Annotated in this window: 15 protein-coding genes; 7 read left to right on the forward strand and 8 right to left on the reverse strand. The window is 65.1% G+C overall.

The genetic code is table 11. The features are described from left to right. Positions 1 to 70: 70 nt before the first annotated feature. On the reverse strand, positions 71 to 2,281 hold the full coding sequence (purL, locus tag J4G43_RS34195; RefSeq protein ID WP_208087618.1) for a phosphoribosylformylglycinamidine synthase subunit PurL: 2,211 nt from the start codon (positions 2,279 to 2,281) through the stop codon (positions 71 to 73). Positions 2,282 to 2,466: 185 nt separating this feature from the next. Here purL and J4G43_RS34200 point away from each other — a divergent pair, with 185 nt between their 5' ends. Both J4G43_RS34200 and J4G43_RS34205 read left to right on the forward strand, forming a co-directional pair. Next, positions 2,467 to 2,946 (forward strand): PaaI family thioesterase, encoded by a 480-nt coding sequence (locus tag J4G43_RS34200; RefSeq protein WP_167768114.1) that lies wholly within the window; start codon positions 2,467 to 2,469, stop codon positions 2,944 to 2,946. Positions 2,947 to 3,021: 75 nt separating this feature from the next. Further along, complete coding sequence (locus J4G43_RS34205; protein WP_208087619.1) at positions 3,022 to 3,987, forward strand: DMT family transporter; 966 nt, start codon at positions 3,022 to 3,024, stop codon at positions 3,985 to 3,987. A gap of 56 nt (positions 3,988 to 4,043) precedes the next feature. Here the strand turns inward: J4G43_RS34205 and J4G43_RS34210 are convergent, their stop codons facing one another. From J4G43_RS34210 to purQ, 3 genes are all read right to left on the reverse strand, one after another. Continuing rightward, entirely contained in the window at positions 4,044 to 4,781 is a 738-nt protein-coding gene (locus J4G43_RS34210; RefSeq protein ID WP_208087620.1) for a tetratricopeptide repeat protein, read from the reverse strand. Positions 4,782 to 4,992: 211 nt separating this feature from the next. Further along, positions 4,993 to 5,979 carry a tripartite tricarboxylate transporter substrate binding protein BugD gene (locus J4G43_RS34215; RefSeq protein ID WP_208087621.1) on the reverse strand — a complete coding sequence of 329 codons (987 nt, stop codon included), beginning with the start codon at positions 5,977 to 5,979 and terminating at the stop codon, positions 4,993 to 4,995. Then, entirely contained in the window at positions 5,976 to 6,677 is a 702-nt protein-coding gene (gene purQ, locus J4G43_RS34220; protein WP_208087622.1) for a phosphoribosylformylglycinamidine synthase subunit PurQ, read from the reverse strand. The genes J4G43_RS34215 and purQ overlap by 4 nt, the downstream gene beginning before the upstream one ends. Positions 6,678 to 6,844: 167 nt before the next feature. Here purQ and J4G43_RS34225 point away from each other — a divergent pair, with 167 nt between their 5' ends. Beyond that, positions 6,845 to 7,861 carry a magnesium and cobalt transport protein CorA gene (locus tag J4G43_RS34225; RefSeq protein WP_063982359.1) on the forward strand — a complete coding sequence of 339 codons (1,017 nt, stop codon included), beginning with the start codon at positions 6,845 to 6,847 and terminating at the stop codon, positions 7,859 to 7,861. Positions 7,862 to 7,874: 13 nt separating this feature from the next. Here the strand turns inward: J4G43_RS34225 and purS are convergent, their stop codons facing one another. Continuing rightward, complete coding sequence (purS, locus tag J4G43_RS34230) at positions 7,875 to 8,114, reverse strand: phosphoribosylformylglycinamidine synthase subunit PurS (RefSeq protein ID WP_014494125.1); 240 nt, start codon at positions 8,112 to 8,114, stop codon at positions 7,875 to 7,877. A gap of 12 nt (positions 8,115 to 8,126) precedes the next feature. Further along, a complete protein-coding gene (gene purC, locus J4G43_RS34235) occupies positions 8,127 to 8,894 on the reverse strand; it encodes a phosphoribosylaminoimidazolesuccinocarboxamide synthase (RefSeq protein ID WP_172782948.1) in 768 nt (255 codons plus the stop codon). Positions 8,895 to 9,214: 320 nt separating this feature from the next. Here purC and J4G43_RS34240 point away from each other — a divergent pair, with 320 nt between their 5' ends. Next, complete coding sequence (locus tag J4G43_RS34240) at positions 9,215 to 9,538, forward strand: DUF1476 domain-containing protein (RefSeq protein ID WP_014494124.1); 324 nt, start codon at positions 9,215 to 9,217, stop codon at positions 9,536 to 9,538. A 66-nt stretch (positions 9,539 to 9,604) separates the two neighbouring features. On the opposite strand, the gene cynS is transcribed toward J4G43_RS34240, so the two are convergent. Then, positions 9,605 to 10,093 (reverse strand): cyanase, encoded by a 489-nt coding sequence (gene cynS, locus J4G43_RS34245; protein ID WP_014494123.1) that lies wholly within the window; start codon positions 10,091 to 10,093, stop codon positions 9,605 to 9,607. Positions 10,094 to 10,182: 89 nt separating this feature from the next. After that, on the reverse strand, positions 10,183 to 11,751 hold the full coding sequence (locus J4G43_RS34250; protein WP_208087623.1) for a bifunctional AfsR/SARP family transcriptional regulator/alpha/beta hydrolase: 1,569 nt from the start codon (positions 11,749 to 11,751) through the stop codon (positions 10,183 to 10,185). 148 nt (positions 11,752 to 11,899) lie between these two features. Between J4G43_RS34250 and mddA the strand changes: the two genes are divergently transcribed. Genes mddA through J4G43_RS34265 form a run of 3 tightly spaced genes read left to right on the forward strand, consistent with a single transcriptional unit; the run spans position 11,900 to position 14,412 of the window. Continuing rightward, complete coding sequence (gene mddA / locus J4G43_RS34255) at positions 11,900 to 12,649, forward strand: methanethiol S-methyltransferase (protein WP_208087624.1); 750 nt, start codon at positions 11,900 to 11,902, stop codon at positions 12,647 to 12,649. Further along, on the forward strand, positions 12,646 to 13,623 hold the full coding sequence (locus J4G43_RS34260; RefSeq protein WP_208087625.1) for an NADPH:quinone oxidoreductase family protein: 978 nt from the start codon (positions 12,646 to 12,648) through the stop codon (positions 13,621 to 13,623). The genes mddA and J4G43_RS34260 overlap by 4 nt, the downstream gene beginning before the upstream one ends. 33 nt (positions 13,624 to 13,656) lie before the next feature. Beyond that, positions 13,657 to 14,412, forward strand: a complete 756-nt coding sequence (locus tag J4G43_RS34265) for a PaaI family thioesterase (protein ID WP_208087626.1) — start codon at positions 13,657 to 13,659, stop codon at positions 14,410 to 14,412. Positions 14,413 to 14,417 lie beyond the last annotated feature (5 nt).

Consider the following 14,417-nt stretch of genomic DNA (forward strand, 5'->3'; position numbering starts at 1 on the left):
CTCTCCGCGGAGACAGTCTGGATTGCTTCGTCGCTTTGCTCCTCGCAATGACGGAGTGTGTGGCGGCGCCTTACGCCGCCTTCCCGCTCATATATTCCGGCAGCCAGCGCTCGAACGATTTCCGCAGGCTATCGATCGTGACCGGCGCCTCGCCCGCGATCGCGATCGCATCGCCGCCGGTGGTGCCGATGCGCACGCAGGGCACCTCGCAGCCGCGCATCTTGGCCAGCACGCGGCCGGCTTCAGTTTCCGGCACGGTGACGAGATAGCGCGCCTGGTCCTCGCCGAACCAATAGGCCTGCGGCACGAGCGCCGCCGGCGCCGCCAGCAGTTTTGCGCCGATGCCGCTCGCCATTGCCATCTCGGCGAGCGCGATCAGGAGGCCACCGTCGGAGAGATCGTGCACCGCGGTCGCGGTGCCCGCATGGATCATGCCGCGCACGCAGTCGCCGTTGCGCTTCTCGGCCGCGAGGTCGACCGGCGGCGGCGCGCCCTCCTCGCGACCACAGATGTCGCGCAGGTAGACCGACTGGCCGAGCCAGCCGTGGGTTTCGCCGACCAGGAGGATCGCCTCGCCCTCGGCCTTGAAGGCCAGTGAAGCGGACTTGGTGAAATCGTCGAGCAGGCCGACGCCGCCGATCGAAGGTGTCGGCAGGATCGCGCGGCCGTTGGTCTCGTTGTAGAGCGAGACGTTGCCGGACACGACCGGGAAGTCCAGCGTGCGGCAGGCCTCCGAGATGCCCTTCAGGCAGCCGACGAACTGGCCCATGATCTCGGGCCGTTCAGGATTGCCGAAATTGAGATTGTCGGTGATCGCGAGCGGCTTGCCGCCGACCGCGGTGATGTTGCGCCAGGCTTCCGCCACCGCCTGCTTGCCGCCCTCGAACGGGTCAGCTTCGCAATAGCGCGGCGTGACGTCGACGGTCAGCGCCAGACCCTTCGGCCCGTCCTGCACGCGCACCACGGCGGCATCGCCGCCGGGACGCTGCAAGGTGTTGCCGAGGATGACATGGTCGTATTGCTCCCAGACCCAGCGCTTGCTGCACATGTCGGGCGTGCCGATCAGCTTCTCCAGCGCGGCACCGACGCCCATCGGCGCCGGCACCTCGCGCGCGTGCACGACCGGCAGCGCGGCAGAGGGACTATGCGGGCGGTCATAGAGCGGCGCCTCGTCGCCGAGCTCCTTGATCGGCAGATCGGCCATCACGTCGCCGCCATGCTTGACGACGAAGCGCTTGCTCGGCGTCGTGTAGCCGACCACGGCGAAGTCGAGGCCCCACTTCTTGAAGATCGCCTCGGCTTCCTTTTCCTTCTCGGGCTTGAGCACCATGAGCATGCGCTCCTGGCTTTCCGAGAGCATCATCTCGTAGGCGCTCATGCCGGTCTCGCGCGTCGGCACCGCGTCGAGATCGAGGTCGACGCCGAGGTCGCCCTTGGCGCCCATCTCGACCGCCGAGCAGGTCAGGCCCGCCGCGCCCATGTCCTGGATCGCGATGACGCAGCCCTTCTCCATGATCTCGAGGCAGGCCTCGAGCAGCAGTTTTTCGGCGAAGGGATCGCCGACCTGCACGGTCGGTCGCTTCTCCTCGGACTTGTCGTCGAACTCGGCCGAGGCCATTGAGGCGCCGTGGATGCCATCGCGCCCCGTCTTGGAGCCGAGATAGACGATCGGCATGTTCACGCCGGAGGCGGCAGCATAGAAGATCTTGTCGGCGTCGGCGAGGCCCACGGCCATCGCGTTGACGAGGATGTTGCCGTCATAGCGGGTGTGGAAGCGCACCTGGCCGCCGACCGTCGGCACGCCGAAGGAATTGCCGTAGCCGCCGACGCCGGCGACGACGCCGGAGACGAGATGCCGCGTCCTGGCATGCTCGGGCGCGCCGAAGCTCAGCGCATTGAGGCAGGCGATCGGACGCGCGCCCATGGTGAAGACGTCGCGCAGAATGCCACCGACGCCGGTGGTCGCACCCTGGTAGGGCTCGATGTAGCTCGGGTGGTTGTGGCTCTCCATCTTGAAGACCACGGCCTGGCCGTCGCCGATGTCGATCACCCCGGCATTCTCGCCGGGGCCCTGGATCACCCAGGGCGCCTTGGTCGGCAGGCCGCGCAGATGGATGCGCGAGGATTTGTACGAGCAGTGCTCGTTCCACATCGCCGAGAAGATGCCGAGCTCGGTGAAGGTCGGCTCCCGCCCGATCAGCTTCAGGATGCGCTCATACTCGTCGGGCTTGAGCCCGTGGGCGGCAACCAGTTCGGGGGTGATCTTGGGTTCGTTCTTCATGGATTCGGGGCTTTCGGCGGCGTTTTGCCGTTCTTAGGAAGATCGGGGGCCTACGAAAAGCCCTTTATGGCCCATTTTCCCGCTGTCCCACGTTTTGCGGGCAGGCGGTCGGCGGGAACGGGAATTGCAAGGCGCTGACGGATCGGATTTAAGGACTAAAGACCCGTAATTGAAGGCCCATTTCCTTGCACGAATTGACCAAAGTCCCGTCCACCCGCCGCCCAGACCTGCACGTCGCCACCGATGGCGAGTTCACGGGCTGGCGGACCTGGATTCGCGACAGTTTTGAGAGCCATATCGGCCCGTTCTGGCACAAGATCGAGGACGACGGCAGCGTCCGCTCGGCGTTCCGGGTCGAGAAAAAGCACCTCAACGGCTCCGGAAACGTCCATGGCGGCTGCTTCATGGCCTTCGCCGACTATTGCCTGTTCGCGATCGCCACCCACGAGCTGGATGGCCCGGCCGTGACGACGAATTTCGCCTGTGATTTCCTCGACGCGGCCCGCGAGGGCGAGCTGGTCGAATGCGTCGGCGAAGTGTCCCGCGCCGGCGGCTCGCTGATCTTCCTGCGGGGCAAGCTGACCTCGGCCGGGCGGCCGCTGTTTACCTTCTCCGGCACGATCAAGCGGGTGAAGCGGAAGCCTGCACTCCAGGCAAACGCATAGCTCGACGCCTTCCCTTTTCGCGCCCCCTCGCCCAGACTTGCGACAAGCGCGTTGGCGCGGGGGAGCAGGAACAAGGTGCCGAAGAGCACATCGTCGGGCCGCACGGCGGCCGCCGCATCATCGTCGCCATCCATCATCGCCACCGGCGCGCGCAACTGGCGCGACTATGCGCTGCTGTTCGCGCTCGCCTGCTGCTGGAGCTCGACCTATCCGCTGGCGAAGCTCGCGCTTCCCACGATCCCGCCCATCACCTTCATCTCGGCGCGCTCGCTGATCGCGTTCGCCTTCCTGTTCGCGATGCTGTGGATGCGCGGCCTCAAGCTCCCGACGGATGCGAAGGCCTGGAAGCTGTTCGCAGTCCAGCAGCTGATCAACTCGACCTTTCCGTTCCTGGTCATCACCTGGTCGCAGCAATATGTCCCGGCGTCGAACACGGTGGTGCTGGCCTCGACGACGCCGATCTTCGCCTTCCTGATCACGTCGCTGATCACGCGGCACGAGCCGGCCACGCTGCTGAAGCTCGCGGGCGCAATTCTCGGCCTCGCCGGCACGATCGCCATCGTCGGGCTGGACGCGCTACGCGGCTTCGGCAGCGAGATCGTGGCGGAGATCGCGATCCTGCTCGCCACCATCTCCTTTGCCTGCGCGACCATCTTTGGCTTGCGGCTCTCCGAATACGATCCGATGGTGGTCGCAACCGGCTCGCTGCTGTTCGGTGGCCTCGTGCTGCTGCCGCCCTCGCTGATCATCGACCAGCCCTGGACGCTGCACCCGACGCCGACGGCGATCGTCGCCACCATCGTCATGGGCATCGTCTCCAGCGCGCTAGGGCTGATGCTGTTCTACGTCTGCCTCGGCCGGCTCGGCACGCTGACCACGAACGCACAAGGCTATCTGCGCATTCCGATCGGCGTCGGATTGTCCGTGCTGCTGCTCGGCGAGAGCGTGCCGTCGAACCTCGCGCTGGGACTTCTGCTGGTCATGGCCGGCGTCGCCGCGATGACGTTGCCGGCGGAACGGCTGAAGCTGCGCAAGGCATGATCCGGAAAAGCGCGCAGCAGTTTTCCGATAAGATCATGCTCAAACAATAAGACCGCTCAGGTCGAAATCTGCTTCTCGGCGATCGAGAGCCAATCGGCCTGGGCGTCGCGCAGATATTTGGGCGCGCGCCGCATCTGGATCAGGAGCTCGTTGAAGACCACGCGCGCCTCGGCGCTGCGGCCGAGCATCTGGAGCAGCATGCCGTAGCGCACCCGGGCCTCGGCGCCGGGGAAATAGCCGGCGACGGCGTGATATTCCTCCAGCGCCTCGTCGAGCCGGCCGACCTCGGCGAGCGCGCGGGCGTAGAGCAGATGCGCATCGGCGGAATCGAAGTCCGGCCATTGCTTCTGAAGATCGTCCAGCGTCGCCAGCGCATCGGCCGGACGCTTGGCGGCAAACTCGGCTTGCGCCTTGCCGAAGGCATAAGCGGGGTCGTGGCCCATCGGCAGGCTCAGGATGTGACCGTAATGCTGCTCGGCCTCGCTGAAGCGGCCAACCTTTGCGCATTCCTCGGCCAGCGCCGCACGGTTGGCGATGGTGTCGGTGGCCGCCAGCCGGTCGCACAGCTCGCGATAACGCTTCTCCGGATCGAGCCGATTGGCAACGCGCTGACGCGCCTGTCGCGCACCGGGACTGGAAAACCATTCAGGGACGAGTTCGACCGCGATGTAGGCGAGCGCGCCGATCAGCGGCACCATCAGGATGATGAAGGCCCAGGGCTGCAACCGCCCGGTTCGCGACGCGTGATAAATCAGCGTGATATCGAGCAGCAGAACGACCAAAGTGACGGGCATGTGACATCCGGAGCACAACGACAGCGCACGCCTCCTGATATCGCAACCCGTGCGGCGAAACAACTTTGAGTTGTTTCCATCCGCGCGGAAATCAGCGACCCCGGACGCGCACGCCTTGATGGCGACGAGGAGTCAGTCGTCTCAAACACGATTGAGGTTCATGAGACAGCAAGCCCAAAACCGCTATGACTTGCTATGACTTGGGCGGCTGCTACTTGGCGTCGTCCGCGAGCATCTTCCGGTACTTCTCGACGTCGCGCGTCACGAGCTTCTGGAGCACTTCGGGCGTATGCTCGTCGGGATCGGGCGCAACGGTCGACAGATCCGCAAAACGCTTCTTCACCGCGTCGGTTTCCACCGCGGTGCGCGCGGCTGCATTCAGCTTGGCGATGACGGCCTGCGGCGTGCCCTTGGGTGCGAACAGGCCATTCCAGCCCTGCGCCTCGAAGTCCGGCAGGCCTGCCTCGGCAGACGTCGGCAGATCGGGCAGCGTGGCCAGCCGCACGGTCGAGCCGACCACGAGCCCCCGCACCAGCTTCTCGTTGATCGACTGTGAGACGGAGGCTGCGGCGTCGCAGACGCCGTCGATCTGGCTGCCGACCGCGTCGGTGAGCGCAGGCGCCGCGCCGCGATAGCCGACCAGCGTCGCATCGATCCCGGCGGCCGTCACGAAGCTCTTGCAAATGAGGTAATTCGACGAGCCGACACCGGCGTGGCCGAGATTGATCTTGCCGGGGTTCGCCTTGGCGTAGGCGACGAACTCTTTCAGGTCCTTCGCCGGGAAATCCTTGCGCAGCGCGATGATGCCGAACGTCTTCGCGACCATGGCGATCGGCACGAAGGATTCAGGCGTGAACGGCAGTTTTGGATAGATCGTGTAGGTCGCGGCATTGGTGCCGGCGTTGCCGATCGCGATGGTGTAGCCGTCAGGCTCGGCGCGGGAGGCGCGCGCCAGCGCGGTCGAGCCGCCGGCGCCGGCGACGTTCTCGATCACGATGGTCTGGCCGAGTGCGATGCCCATCTGCTCGGCGACCGTGCGCGCGATCACGTCCGACGTGCCGCCGGCCGCGAACGGCACGATCATCGTGAGCGGGCGCTTGGGGAAATCCTGCGCGAAGGCGGCGGTCGCGAGCGAAAACGTCGCGAGCGACAGCGCCGCGATCGCGGCGAGAGCCCGCTTCGCCACGAACGAGATCACGCGGCCTTTTCCAGATGGGCAGTGAGACCGGCGAACAGGCCGCGGCCGTCGGTGCAGCCCATGATGTCTTCGACGTGGTTCTCCGGGTGCGGCATCATGCCGAGCACGTTGCCCCTGTCATTGACGATTCCGGCGATGGATTCCGCCGCGCCGTTGATGTTGCTGATATCATCGACCACACCCTCGGCCGAGCAGTAGCGATAGAGCACCCGCCCGTCGCCTTCGAGCCGCTTGATGGTCTCTTCGTCCGCCTCGTAATTGCCCTCGCCATGCGCCACCGGCACGCGGATCACCTGGCCCGCATTGTAGCCGCGGGTGAACGGCGTGTCGGAACGCTCGACGCGCAGATGCACGTCGTGACAGATGAATTTCAGCCGTGCGTTGCGCATCAGGACGCCGGGCAGCAGGCCGGACTCGCAGAGGATCTGAAAACCATTGCAGACGCCGAGCACGAGACCGCCCTTGGCCGCATAGTCGCGCACCGCGTCCATCACCGGCGACCGCGCCGCAATCGCGCCGCAGCGCAGATAGTCGCCGTAGGAGAAGCCGCCGGGCACCACGACGAGGTCGGTGCCCGCGGGCAGCGACGTCTCGGCGTGCCAGACCATCGCGGGCTCGCTGCCGGAGATCAGCCTCAATGCGCGCGCCATGTCGCGCTCGCGGTTGATTCCGGGAAAGACGAGGATGGCGGCTTTCATGGTTCGGGTTCCGACGGTGATGGGAATCGGGCTGGCCAAAGGGCCAATTCGTCAGGAGACATAGCCATTTGACGGGGATTTTACCAGTGCTAGCCTCGCCGGGCGGCCTTGTACACAGGCCATAGCCACGGCAATTTTGCCTGACGATTTTGCCCGGGATTGAAGCCATGAACGTCCCGTCGCTGCCCGCCTCCCTCTCCGAACCGGTGTCTACTCAGGGCGTCATCGCTGCCGGCGCCTATGTCGACGGCCGGCGTGTCGCCAATATCGCCATCAGCGAGGCTTCGAGCTGGCGGGCCAAGCCCGGCCACGTGGTGTGGATCGGGCTGCACGAGCCTGACATGGCGTTGCTCGGCGCCGTGCAGAAGCAGTTCGACCTGCACGACCTTGCCATCGAGGACGCCAACAACGCCCATCAGCGGCCGAAGATCGAGCAATATGGCGAGGCCCTGTTCATCGTGGCGCGGACGGCGCAACTGCTCGAGGGCCGGATCGCCTTCGGCGAGACGCACATCTTCGTCGGCGAAGGCTATCTGGTCTCGGTGCGCCATGGCGCCTCGACATCCTACACGCCCGTGCGCGAACGCTGCGAAAGCTGCCCACGGGCGCTGGCGCGCGGCGAGGACTACATCCTCTACGCCATCCTCGATTTCATCGTCGACAACTACTCGCCCGTGCTGGAGAGCATCCACGAGGAGGTCGAGGGCATCGAGGACGACGTGCTCTCCAAGCCGATCAGCAAGGCGCAGATCGAGCGGCTCTACATGCTGCGCCGCGACCTATTGCGGCTCAGAACCGCGATCGGCCCGCTGGTGGAAGTCTGCCGCCGCCTCGAGCATGACGAGCTTGCGATGGTGCGCGCGACGATGCAGCCGCTGTTCCGCGACGTCACCGACCACGTCAGGAACATCCAGGAGCGCATCGATTCCATGCGCGAGGTGCTGGCCTTCGCCTTCGAGGCGAGCCTGCTGGTCGGACAGGCGCAGGAGACCGCGGTCTCCAAGAAGCTCGCCTCGTGGCTGGCGATCCTCGCCGTGCCCACCGCAGTCGCCGGCATCTACGGGATGAACTTCAAATACATCCCCGAGCTGCAATGGGAGTACAGCTATTTCGTCGTCATGGGGATGATGGCGCTCGCCTGCCTCGCATTGTACTGGCGCTTCCACCGCGTCGGATGGCTGTGAAGCGCCGCGCGGGTTAGACGATCTCGACGCGATAGTTCTCGATCACGGTGTTCGCCAAGAGCTTGTCGGCCGCCTCCTTCAGCGCCGCTTCGGCCTTGGCCTTGTCGGCGCCGGCGAGCTCGATGTCGAACACCTTGCCCTGGCGGACGCTGGCGACGCCGTCGACGCCGAGCGACTTCAGCGCGCCTTCGATGGCCTTGCCCTGCGGATCGAGGATGCCCGTCTTCAGGGTAACGGTAACACGTGCCTTCACGTCAAATCCCTCTTAGCTCTTCACCAGCACCGGGCCAGTGCCCTGCGGACGCTCGTTCTCCATGAGGATGCCGAGGCGTTTTGCGACTTCGGTGTAGGCCTCGAGCAGGCCACCGAGATCCCTGCGGAAACGGTCCTTGTCGAGCTTCTCGTTCGACTTGATGTCCCACAGACGGCAGCTATCCGGCGAGATCTCGTCGGCGACGATGATCCGCATCATCTCGTTCTCGAACAGCCGGCCGCACTCCATCTTGAAGTCGACGAGGCGGATGCCGATGCCGAGGAAGAGGCCGGTAAGGAAGTCGTTGACACGGATGGCGAGCGCCATGATGTCGTCGATCTCCTGCGGCGTGGCCCAGCCGAACGCGGTGATGTGCTCTTCCGACACCATGGGGTCGTTGAGCTGGTCGTTCTTGTAGTAGAATTCGATGATCGAACGGGGCAGCTGCGTGCCCTCCTCGATGCCGAGGCGCTGCGACAGCGAGCCGGCGGCAACGTTCCGCACCACCACTTCCAGCGGCACGATCTCGACCTCGCGAATCAACTGCTCGCGCATGTTGAGGCGGCGGATGAAATGGGTCGGCACCCCGATGTCGTTGAGGTGCTGAAACAGGTACTCCGAGATCCGGTTGTTGAGGACACCCTTGCCCTCGATCACCTGATGCTTTTTCGCATTGAACGCGGTGGCGTCATCCTTGAAGTGCTGGATCAGGGTACCGGGCTCCGGGCCTTCGTAAAGAACCTTTGCCTTGCCTTCATAAATACGACGCCGACGGCTCATGGGGATGTACCGTGTTTTGTTGAAATCCATGTATTTGGTGTGCTCCGGTTACCAGGTTACGACCCACAGCGGAGCTGCCGTGAACGGCTGGGAACCCGTCTATAACCCCTTGGAAACAGAACGGGAACCAAGCCTTCAGGCAACCTATCCGATTGGCTGTCCCAGCACAATCGATCCGGCCGCCCGGCATCAACTTATACCGTCTTGCCTGCGGCTTAACGGCTCGTTGTTTTGCCGATTCGTGCCCCCTATCTAGGCATGCGCCGGGGCCGTCGCAACGATGGCCACCGGATCCAGTCAGCAGGGAATTGGAAAAAGGCATGAGCAGTTTGGACAAGCGCGAGGAAGGCTTCGAGAAGAAGTTCGCCCTCGACGAGGAGCAGAAATTCAAGGCGGAAGCCCGCCGCAACCGGCTGCTCGGCCTTTGGGCCGCCGAGAAGCTCGGCATCACCGGCGAGGCCGCCACCGCCTACGCCAAGGAAGTGGTCGCGGCCGATTTCGAGGAGGCCGGCGATGCCGACGTCCTGCGCAAGGTCATGGCCGATTTCGCCGCCAAGAATGTCGCCATCACCGAACAGGCGATTCGCGCCAAGATGAGCGAATTGATCGCCGTGGCCGCGGCCGAGGTGAAGGCGGGCAAATAGGCGAATAGGGAGCGGCGAGTAGCGAATGAACCCCATTCGCTACTCGCGATTCGCCATTCGCGTCCCTCACCCCTCCTTGAAGCCGTATTCCGGCACATTGCCGCTGGCGCCGTAATATTTGTACGGCAGAAACTTGCCGCTCATGGTGATCTTGACGCGGTCGCCCTTCGGGTTGGCAACGCGCTCCATTGCCATGTCGAAGTCGATCGCCGACATGATGCCGTCGCCGAACTCCTCCTCGATCAGCGCCTTCCACGCCGGACCGTTGACCATCACCATCTCGTAGAAGCGATAGATCAGCGGATCGGTCGGCGGCATCGGCGTGCCGGTGCCGCGCATCGGCACCTCGTTGAGCATCGCGGTCTCGGCCTTCGACAGGCCGAACAGCTCGCCGGCATTGGCGGCCTGCGGTTTCGTCAGCTTCATCTGGCCGAGAATCGCACCGACGATCAGCACCTCGGAATAGCCGCCGACCTTGTCGCAGATGTGTTTCCAGCTCCAGCCGTTCTCGCGCTTGATGTCGAGCAGCTTTTCGGTGAGGTCTTCGCGTTTCATGTCAGGGTCTCCCTTGGCCAGGCATCGTGTCACGTCGTTTGTGCCGCTTTGGGAGGCACGAAACGTGCCAATAAATGAGGCTTGAGGCGTCACCGCCTCGACCTCCCCTCACGCGGTAAAGCCTCCGTGAACCGCTTGATCGCCTCCAGCACCGGCTCCTGGTCGCCGGCAAAGAACCAATGGTCATTGCCGTCGAGCTCGACGAATTCCGCACCGGTGATCCGGCTCGCGATGTCGCGCCCGGCTGCGATCCGCACGGCCTTGTCATCCCGCCGATGCAGCACCAGCGTCGGCACCGCAATTTGCGCCAGAAGGTGCCGCACGTCGGCGTCGCGAAAGGCCTCGAGCACGGCGGAGATGCCGCCGGGACTGGACGCCGCGCGCAACAACCCCGCCCACCAGGCGCGCGCCTGCGGATCATTGGCCAGGCTCGGCGCAAAGGCTTCGATCCCGACCGGGCCGCCCCATTGCGCAATCAGGTGCTTGCTCCAGGCGTCATACTGGCTGGCGCGCAGCGCGTGCGGATAGTCCTCCGACCAGCAGCCCTTGGCCAGCGCGCCGAACAGAATGAGCCCGGCCACACGGCGGGATTCCTCGACCGCAAATTTGATGCAGGCCGGCCCGCATTCGGATGCGCCAAACAGCACGACGCGGCGCGAGTCCGCCGCCCGCAGCACCGTGCCGATATCTTCCGCGGTGACGTCGATGCCAGGAGCCGATCCCACCCGGTCGGACAGCCCGATGCCACGGCGATCGAAAACGATCAGCCGCCCAAGCCTCATCAATGAGGCCAGGAACGTCCGGCTCGCAGGGTTCTCCCAGGCGCGCTCCACATGCGACACGAAGCCGGGCATGACCAGGATGTCGAGCGGACCGCTGCCATAGGTCTGATACGCCAGATGCACGCCGGCGCCCTTCACGTAGCGTGTCGCTGGAAGAGCATCACGCAGCGGCGCGGCCGCGCGGCTCATGAGCGCCTCGGTCTCGGCTTCCGGCGCGACCCCAAGCTCGTCCCGAAGCCGCTGCGCTAGTGCGGCGTGGTGCCGTTCCGCCGCGCTTCGGTCGCCCGCCAGCAGCAGGCTGCGGATCAGGTGCCGGCCATACACCTCGCTGAGCGGATCGAGCTCGACCAGACGGCCCGCATGCAGTGTCGCGGCGAGATGATCGCCCGCGGCATTCCTGTCCTGCACCAGACGCTCGAGCGCCTGCACGAGCCGCCCCCGCAGCGCCTCGCGGCGAAAGAACACCCAATCGTCGAACTCAGGACAGTCGTCCGGAGAAAAGCCCGCCAGGAAGTCGCCGCGATAGATCCGGCAGGCCTCTTCAAACGCACCGCGATCGCAGGCGCGCTCGAACAGATGCGAGTCGATCTTCAGCTCGACCTCCGGAGACCAACGCAAGCTTGTGCGGTCGGTCTCGAAAACCGCCTGGCCGAGCGTGAGCTCGACGCGGTGAAGCAGACGCCGCAATCGCGCAAGGCCGGTCTCGCGGGACGTCTCGGGCCATAGCAGCGTGGCAATGACGTCGCGCGCGACGGGGCCTTTGGCTTCCGCGAGATAGACCAGCAGCGCTAGCCCCTTGCGTAAGGCCAGCTTGATCGGGCGGTCGTCGGCATGGACCTCGGGGAACCCGAACGTGACAAGCGAAAAGGCCGTCATGGAGATCCTCCCTCCCCGGTCGGCGCCCCCGGGGGACGCGCAGGGGACGGTCCAGCGATAGCAGTCAGGCCAGATCGAGCCCGCTCGCCAGCGAGCGGTTCAGGCTCCTGAATGCGGCACCGCCGCCATCGGCACAATAGGAAAAACCATGTTCGCGCGCCTCGCAATCCTGCTCTACGCCATCGTGAGCTACGCCGTCTTCACGGCTTCATTCCTCTACGCGCTCGGTTTCGTCGGCAATTATGTCGTGCCCAAGTCAATCGACAAGTCGATCGACGTCGGCGCGCCTGCGAATTTGGGTGAGGCCATCGTCGTCAACATGCTGCTGATGAGCCTGTTTGCCATCCAGCACAGCGTCATGGCACGCCCGGCCTTCAAACGCTGGTGGGCGGGAAGCCTTCCCATCGCCTGCCAGCGCAGCACCTATGTGCTGCTCTCCAGCCTGATCCTCCTGCTGCTGTTCTGGCAGTGGCGTCCGATCCCGGCGCCGATCTGGCAGGCCAGCGGAATGATAGCGTGGCTCCTGACCGGCGTACATTGGCTCGGCTGGCTGATTGCGTTCGCCTCGACCTACATGATCGATCATTTCGATCTGTTCGGCCTGCGCCAGGCTCTCGTCGCGTTGCGCGGAGCCGAGATATCAGGTCAATCCTTCCGGACGCCGCTGCTCTACAAGATCGTGCGGCATCCGCTCATGCTGGGCTTTCTGCTCGCGTTCTGGGCGACGCCCGAGATGACCGCCGGCCATCTGCTGTTCGCGATCGCGAACACGGCCTACATCCTGGTCGCCCTGCAGTTCGAGGAGCGGGACCTGATCGCCGAGTTCGGCGCGACCTACCAGGACTATCGCCGGCGCGTTCCGATGCTGTTGCCGCGCATTTTCGGAGCGCCCCGATGAAAGCGGTTCTGTGCAATTCGTTCACTGGCCCTGCGGATCTGCGCCTCGGTGAGATCGCTACGCCGCGGCCTGCCAGCGACGAGATTCTCATCGACGTCCATGCGGCGTCCGTGAGCTTCATGGACCAGTTGCTGGTCTCGGGCCTCTACCAGATGCGGCCGGCGACGCCCTTCGTGCCCGGCACGGAAGCTTCCGGCGTCGTCGTCGCGGTCGGCGACAAGGTCACGATGTTCGCACCCGGCGATCGCGTGGCCTGCAGTGAATGGACCGGCGGCTACGCCGAACGGATGATTGCGAAGGAATCGAAGAGCGTGCGGCTGCCTGATGGCGTCGCGTTCGAAGCCGGGGCGACGGTGCTGCATAATTACGGCACGGCCTATTACGCGCTGGCCGAGCGGGCACGGGCTCAGCGCGGCGAAACACTGTTGGTCACGGGCGCGGCCGGCGGGGTTGGACTCGCCGCCGTCGACCTCGGGCGTCATCTCGGCCTGCGCGTCATCGCCGGTGTCGGCTCCGACGACAAGGCCGACCTGGTGCGCGGTTACGGCGCCAGCGAGGTCATCAACTATCGCAGCGAGGACCTGCGCAGCCGGATCAAGTCGATCACATCGGGAGACGGCATCGATATCGGCTTCGACAATGTCGGCGGCGCGATTTTCGAGCAGATGGCCCGATCGATGAAGTGGGGCGGACGGCTGATGCCGATCGGCTTCACCAGCGGCGAGATTCCACAGATCCCGATGAACCTGCCTCTCCTGAAAAATTACGCCATCATCGGCGTCTTTGTCGGCGCCTGGGCGGAGAAATTCTCCGCGGAGGCCGCGCGCATGAATGACACGCTGATGCAATTGCTGGCCGACGGAAAGATCCGCCCGCACATCGACCGCGTCCTCCCTTTGGAGGAGGCCGGCGACGCCATGCGCGCCGTCGCCAATCGCACGGTTCACGGACGAATTGTCCTCAAGATCAGGTAGACTGCGCCCGACGAGGAAGAGAGGATAAAACCGATGACCGAGATCATCATCGACAAGCGCTTTTGCGGTCCTCCGAACTCCGGGAACGGCGGCTATGTCTGCGGCCGGCTGGCCCGCCACATTCCCGGCGGCGCCGAGGTGACGCTGCGCGCACCGCCTCCCCTGGACAAGCCGCTCGATGCTGTCGCTACGGACGACGGCACATGGGAGCTTCGCGACGGCGCCAAGGTCGTCGCGACCGGGCGCGCGACGAGCGTCGAGCTTGCGCGCGTGGAGACAGCCAGCTTGCAGGAAGCACGCGCGGCCGAATTGCTGGCGCTGTTCAAGCCGCACGAGCATCCGCTGCCGAACTGTTTCGTCTGCGGTCCCGCAAGAGCGAAAGGCGACGGCCTGCGCATTTTCGCCGGATCGCTCGGACGTCGGGCGCAAAGCCCCGTTCTCGCGGCGAGCTGGACGCCAGATCCAAATCTGGCCGCCGAGGATGGCCTGATCGCGCCAGAATTTCTCTGGTCGGCGCTCGATTGTCCCACCGGCTTTGCCTGCAATTGCGATCAGCAGAGCAGCGCATTCGACAAGACGCCGCTGCTACTGGGGCGGATGTCGGCGCGGATTGAAGCCCGGCCGCGCCCCGGCGACCACTGCATCATCACAGCCTGGCCAACCGGCCGCGACGGCCGCAAGCGTACGGCCGAGGCCGCGCTCCACGATGAAACCGGGAAGTTGCTGGCCGTGGCCCGTATGACATGGATTGCGGTGGAACGCGAGGTGCAGCTCGGGCGTACTTCGTAGGGTGG

The sequence above is a fragment of the Bradyrhizobium barranii subsp. barranii genome (assembly GCF_017565645.3).
In the GTDB taxonomy this organism is placed as follows: Bacteria; Pseudomonadota; Alphaproteobacteria; order Rhizobiales; family Xanthobacteraceae; genus Bradyrhizobium; species Bradyrhizobium barranii.

What these genes read in the sequence shown, in the direction of transcription:
- J4G43_RS34260 (WP_208087625.1), top strand. Translation starts at nt 12,646, where the DNA reads ATGAAAGCGGTTCTGTGCAATTCGTTCACTGGCCCTGCGGATCTGCGC.
- J4G43_RS34210 (WP_208087620.1), bottom strand. Translation starts at nt 4,781, where the DNA reads ATGCCCGTCACTTTGGTCGTTCTGCTGCTCGATATCACGCTGATTTAT.
- J4G43_RS34240 (WP_014494124.1), top strand. Translation starts at nt 9,215, where the DNA reads ATGAGCAGTTTGGACAAGCGCGAGGAAGGCTTCGAGAAGAAGTTCGCC.
- cynS (WP_014494123.1), bottom strand. Translation starts at nt 10,093, where the DNA reads ATGAAACGCGAAGACCTCACCGAAAAGCTGCTCGACATCAAGCGCGAG.
- J4G43_RS34250 (WP_208087623.1), bottom strand. Translation starts at nt 11,751, where the DNA reads ATGACGGCCTTTTCGCTTGTCACGTTCGGGTTCCCCGAGGTCCATGCC.
- J4G43_RS34225 (WP_063982359.1), top strand. Translation starts at nt 6,845, where the DNA reads ATGAACGTCCCGTCGCTGCCCGCCTCCCTCTCCGAACCGGTGTCTACT.
- purQ (WP_208087622.1), bottom strand. Translation starts at nt 6,677, where the DNA reads ATGAAAGCCGCCATCCTCGTCTTTCCCGGAATCAACCGCGAGCGCGAC.
- mddA (WP_208087624.1), top strand. Translation starts at nt 11,900, where the DNA reads ATGTTCGCGCGCCTCGCAATCCTGCTCTACGCCATCGTGAGCTACGCC.
- purC (WP_172782948.1), bottom strand. Translation starts at nt 8,894, where the DNA reads ATGAGCCGTCGGCGTCGTATTTATGAAGGCAAGGCAAAGGTTCTTTAC.
- purL (WP_208087618.1), bottom strand. Translation starts at nt 2,281, where the DNA reads ATGAAGAACGAACCCAAGATCACCCCCGAACTGGTTGCCGCCCACGGG.
- J4G43_RS34265 (WP_208087626.1), top strand. Translation starts at nt 13,657, where the DNA reads ATGACCGAGATCATCATCGACAAGCGCTTTTGCGGTCCTCCGAACTCC.